The sequence below is a fragment of the uncultured Limnohabitans sp. genome (assembly GCF_937889215.1).
Lineage (GTDB): Bacteria > Pseudomonadota > Gammaproteobacteria > Burkholderiales > Burkholderiaceae_C > Limnohabitans_A.
The window spans coordinates 1-4,171 of the sequence record NZ_CALBEX010000181.1; the positions used below are offsets into that span (position 1 = coordinate 1).

Annotated in this window: 6 protein-coding genes; 2 read left to right on the plus strand and 4 right to left on the minus strand. The window is 62.6% G+C overall.

Annotation, left to right across the window (positions count from 1 at the left end; all coding sequences use genetic code 11):
* Together Q0341_RS04660 and Q0341_RS04665 are read right to left on the minus strand one after the other, a co-directional pair.
* On the minus strand, positions 1 to 822 hold an 822-nt coding region (locus tag Q0341_RS04660; protein WP_299510897.1), incomplete at its 3' end, for an AMP-binding protein.
* A gap of 111 nt (positions 823 to 933) precedes the next feature.
* Entirely contained in the window at positions 934 to 2,109 is a 1,176-nt protein-coding gene (locus tag Q0341_RS04665) for a serine hydrolase domain-containing protein (protein ID WP_299510898.1), read from the minus strand.
* Positions 2,110 to 2,250: 141 nt separating this feature from the next.
* Between Q0341_RS04665 and Q0341_RS04670 the strand changes: the two genes are divergently transcribed.
* Both Q0341_RS04670 and Q0341_RS04675 read left to right on the plus strand, forming a co-directional pair.
* Positions 2,251 to 2,610 (plus strand): MerR family transcriptional regulator, encoded by a 360-nt coding sequence (locus Q0341_RS04670; protein ID WP_299510899.1) that lies wholly within the window; start codon positions 2,251 to 2,253, stop codon positions 2,608 to 2,610.
* Complete coding sequence (locus Q0341_RS04675) at positions 2,607 to 3,014, plus strand: PaaI family thioesterase (protein ID WP_299510901.1); 408 nt, start codon at positions 2,607 to 2,609, stop codon at positions 3,012 to 3,014. Before Q0341_RS04670 ends, Q0341_RS04675 begins: the two co-directional genes overlap by 4 nt.
* Positions 3,015 to 3,038: 24 nt before the next feature.
* On the opposite strand, the gene Q0341_RS04680 is transcribed toward Q0341_RS04675, so the two are convergent.
* Positions 3,039 to 3,653, minus strand: coding sequence for a CYTH domain-containing protein (locus tag Q0341_RS04680; protein WP_299510902.1), 615 nt, complete (start codon positions 3,651 to 3,653; stop codon positions 3,039 to 3,041).
* A gap of 14 nt (positions 3,654 to 3,667) precedes the next feature.
* A partial coding sequence (locus tag Q0341_RS04685; RefSeq protein WP_299510903.1) for a cytochrome b/b6 domain-containing protein occupies positions 3,668 to 4,171 on the minus strand: 504 nt, incomplete at its 5' end.

Consider the following 4,171-nt stretch of genomic DNA (forward strand, 5'->3'; position numbering starts at 1 on the left):
GCTGATGGTGACCTGCTCGGCTTCCATCAGCTCGTACAGGCTCGGGCCGTCGAGCTTGGGGCCGGGGAACACCAGCTTGGTGCCCGCCACCAAGGCGGCATAGGGGATGCACCAGGCGTTGATGTGGAACATGGGCACCACGGGCAAGATGGTTTCTTGCGTGGACAGGTTCAACACATCGGGCATGCAGCCGGCGGTGGCGTTGAGCACAATGGCGCGGTGCGAATACAGCACGCCCTTGGGGTTGCCGGTGGTGCCTGAGGTGTAGCACAGGGCCGCGCCCGTGTTTTCATCCAACTGAGGCCAGTCAAAGTCGCTGCTGTGCGGGGCAATCAGGTCTTCGTAGTTGAGCACGCTCACACCTTCGATGGCTGGGGTGTTGGCGGCGTCTGCCAAGCACACCCAGGCGCGCACCTTGGGGCAATGCGCGGCAATGCCTTTGACCAGTGGCGCAAAGGTGGCGTCAAACAGCATGACCTCGTCTTCGGCGTGGTTGATCACATAGATCAATTGCTGCGGGTGCAGGCGCGGGTTGCAGGTGTGCATGACCATGCCGCTGCCCGAGACGGCGTAATAAGCTTCCAGGTGACGGTGGTTGTTCCAGGCGATGGAGCCCACCGCGCTGCCTGCCTTGAGGCCCAGCTGGGCCAGTGCATGGGCCAGTTGGCGCGAGCGCTTGGCGGCGTCAGCATAGGTGTAGCGGTGCAGCGGGCCGTGCGTCTCGCGCGAGACAATCTCTTGCTCGCCGAATTGAGCAGCGCCGTGTTCGAGGATGCCCGAAATGAGCAGCGGGCAGTTCATCATGAGGCCGGGTGTGGACATGTTTTGTCTCCAATAAGTGAGTGATTTTTGTAGGTCGGTGGCTTCAGCTCCGACATGGTGAGCCCGGGCGCATGTCGCATGTCGGTCCTAAGCCGCCGACCCACAGAATTTTTACAGCAACGCCGCGTACACCAGGTCGCGGAACAGGGGCCGATAGTAATCTCTTTGGTTGGGTGCCTGGACCATCAGCATGGCGACCATGTCGAGCGCCGGGTCTACAAAAAACGTGGTGCCCGCGATACCGCCCCAGTAATACAAACCCACCGAGCCGGGCACAGGCGACAGGCCCAAATGGGTGCGCACCGCAAAGCCAAGACCGAAACCGTGGCCGGGAGGCAAAAGCGTGCCGTCGGCCGGAATGCTGCCCAAGTGGTCGGTGGTCATGAAATCCACGGTGTGCGGGCCCAGCAGGCGCACGCCATCGAGCTCCCCCCGATTGCGCAGGCACTGCAAAAAACGGGTGTAGTCCATGGCCGTCGACATCAGTCCGCCGCCACCGCCTTCCATGGCGGGCACTTGGCGGGGCTCCAAAACCTTCATCGGAACGCCGCCGTCAGGATCGTGCGCAAAGGGCTCGGCAATGCGGTGATGGTGTTCTGGCGGCACGGCAAAGCCGGTGTCCACCATGCCCAACGGGCCAAAGATTTCGGCTTGAAGGAACGCACCTAGACCTTGCCCGCTGACCACCTCAACCAGCCGACCCAGCACATCGGTGGCGCGGCTGTAGGCCCATACGGTGCCGGGTTGAAACTGCAGCGGCACACCAGCCAGCGTTTGCGAAAACTCGGCGTTGGTGCGTTCGCGTGAGGCGATCTTCACCGCGCCGTATTGGCGCTGCACGGCCGAATCGCCCAAAAATTCATACGTCAGGCCCGCTGTGTGGCGCAGCAGGTCTTGCACCGTGGCAGCTTGCCGCACGGGCTCCAACCCGCTGGCCGTGGCCACCTGTTGGTTTGCGTACTCGGGCATCCATCGGCTGACCGGGTCGCTCAAGAGCAACTGTCCGCGTTCCACCAGCATCATCACCGCCACCGAGACGACCGGCTTGGTCATGGAATAGATGCGGAAAATGCTGTCGGTCTTCATGGGCGTGCCCGTACCGGGGTCTTGCTGGCCCACGGCCTCAAACAAGCCAATCTGGCCGCGCCGGGCGACCATGGCCACTGCGCCGGGCAGCCTGCCGCTGGCCACTTCGCGGCGCAGCACGTCCATCAGGCGCTGGGTGCGGTCGGGGCACATGCCGACATCGGCAGGTTGTGCGTGAGGCAAAGCTTTGTGTGCAGTCATCGAGGGCTCCGGTTGAAGGATGTTTTTACACCAGCCTTGAGGCATGGGGTATCACCTGCGGGGCAGCGGTCGCTTTGGCTTGTCGCCCATGTGTCAAAGGCCATAAGCCTCGCGCAGTGCGAGCGTTGCTAGACTGAATTCATGCGCATTTCAGAACTCTCTGCCAAGACACAAGTGTCGGTGCACCGCTTGCGGCGGTACGAGGCCGACGGCCTCATTGACGGCCAGCGACTGCCCAACGGCTACCGCGTGTACGACGAAAAAACCGTGAAGCACGTCATCTTCATCGCCATGTCGCGGGAGATGGGTTTTTCGCTGCCTTTCATCGCCGAGTATTTGCCGCGCTTCAAAGCGGGCAAGTTGTCAGCGCAAGACATGATCGACGCGATCTTGGTGCGCGTGGCCGAGATTGACCAACGCATGACCGAGCAACAAGCACTTCGCAAAAAACTGATGGACCACATCGAGTGGTTCAAAACCCAAGCCAGGAGAAAACAATGAGCCCACTTGAGATGCTGAAAAAAATCAATGCCATGGCCGAATTCAATCGGTGGTGCGGCATCGAGGTGACGGTGGCAGAACCCGGCTTGGTGGAAATCCAGATGCCCTGGCGTGCAGAGGTGGGGCAGTATTCGGGCTTTCTGCATGCGGGCCTGATTGGCACCCTCATCGACACAGCCTGCGGCTTTGCGGCCGGTACCGTGGCGGGGCCAAACTTGTTGGCCGCCAACTTTTCGGTCAACTGCTTGCGCCCTGCTGTGGGTCAGAAGTTCATTGCCCGAGCGCGGGTGGTCAAACCCGGCAAAGCACAGGTGTTCACCAGCTGTGATTTGTTTGCGGTGGATGCCGAGGGCGAGAAGTTGGTGGCCAACGGTCAGACCTTGCTGACGGTGATCGCTGCGTGACAGATGCAGCGCGGTGAACGCTCTTCAGCGAGACCGGCCCCAAAGCGCCATCCCCCGCTGCGCCTTGCTCGCATCGCTGGGCACCAGCGGCACAGTGCCTTGGGGTGTCTGGCGCAGCACGTCGGCCAGCGCCATTAGGGCCTCTTCCGGCCCGCTGAGCAATTCCAATTCCAGCTCCAGCAGGGGCTCGCTCAGGTCGGTGCCGGGCAGATGGATACGGCCTTGGTCCAGCGCCACTTCGATCTGCGCGCCAGCATGGGCGATGACCCAGCGCTGGCGTTCGAAGTCGGTGCAGAACAGGGCGCGCAAGTTCGGGCGCAGCGCCATCAGTTCTTGCGCCAGTGCGGGCTCATTGACCAGGGTGTCGAACTCAAGCGCGCCGGGGGTGGTTGGGCCTTCCCATTCCTGGCGGCGTGACAGGCCGCCTGCGCTGTGGCCTGCGGTCTTGACGGTCAGCAGCCATTGCTCGCCTGCCAGGCGCTCGCGCACCGCCATGCGGCGCTTTTGCAACGCCAAATCGGCCGTGTCGAAATAGGTGTTGAGCAAGCGCTGCGTGCTGCCTGCACCTCGCAGCAGAGGGTGGGCCAGCAGGCAGGGCAGGTCGGCCGCGTCAAGCGTGAGTTTGAGTTCGGTTTCCATGCGGGGGTGTGGGCTCAGCTGCGCTTGGGCAACATGGCGCGCAAAACGCCGTCTTGGAGCACAAAGTGGTGATAGATAGCCGCCACCGCATGCAGGCCCGACATCCACAGGATGGCGTCGCCCAGCCATTTGTGCACATCGCCCCAATCGGCCAAATGTGCCAGGGGTGACTGGCCGGTGATGGGCAAGGTGTCCAAGCGGATGCCGCCCAGCAAGGTCAGGGGGTTGCCTTCGGTGCCCAGGGCCAGCAGGGCGCTCACGGGCACAGCCAGCAGCGCCAGCCACAACAAACCATGGGTGGCTTTGGCCACAGTGTGCATCCAGGCGGCCATGTCGAATGTGGGTTTGGCTGGGCGCACGGCCACCCACAGCAAACGCAGCAAAGTCAGGGCCATCACCAAAATACCCAAGGACTCGTGCACCACGATGTCCCAGTGTGTGGCCGGGTCCATGCCTTGGCGCATTTGGCGGCCAAAGTGCTCTGGCCCAAGGGTGAAAGCGGCGATCACAGCGATGGC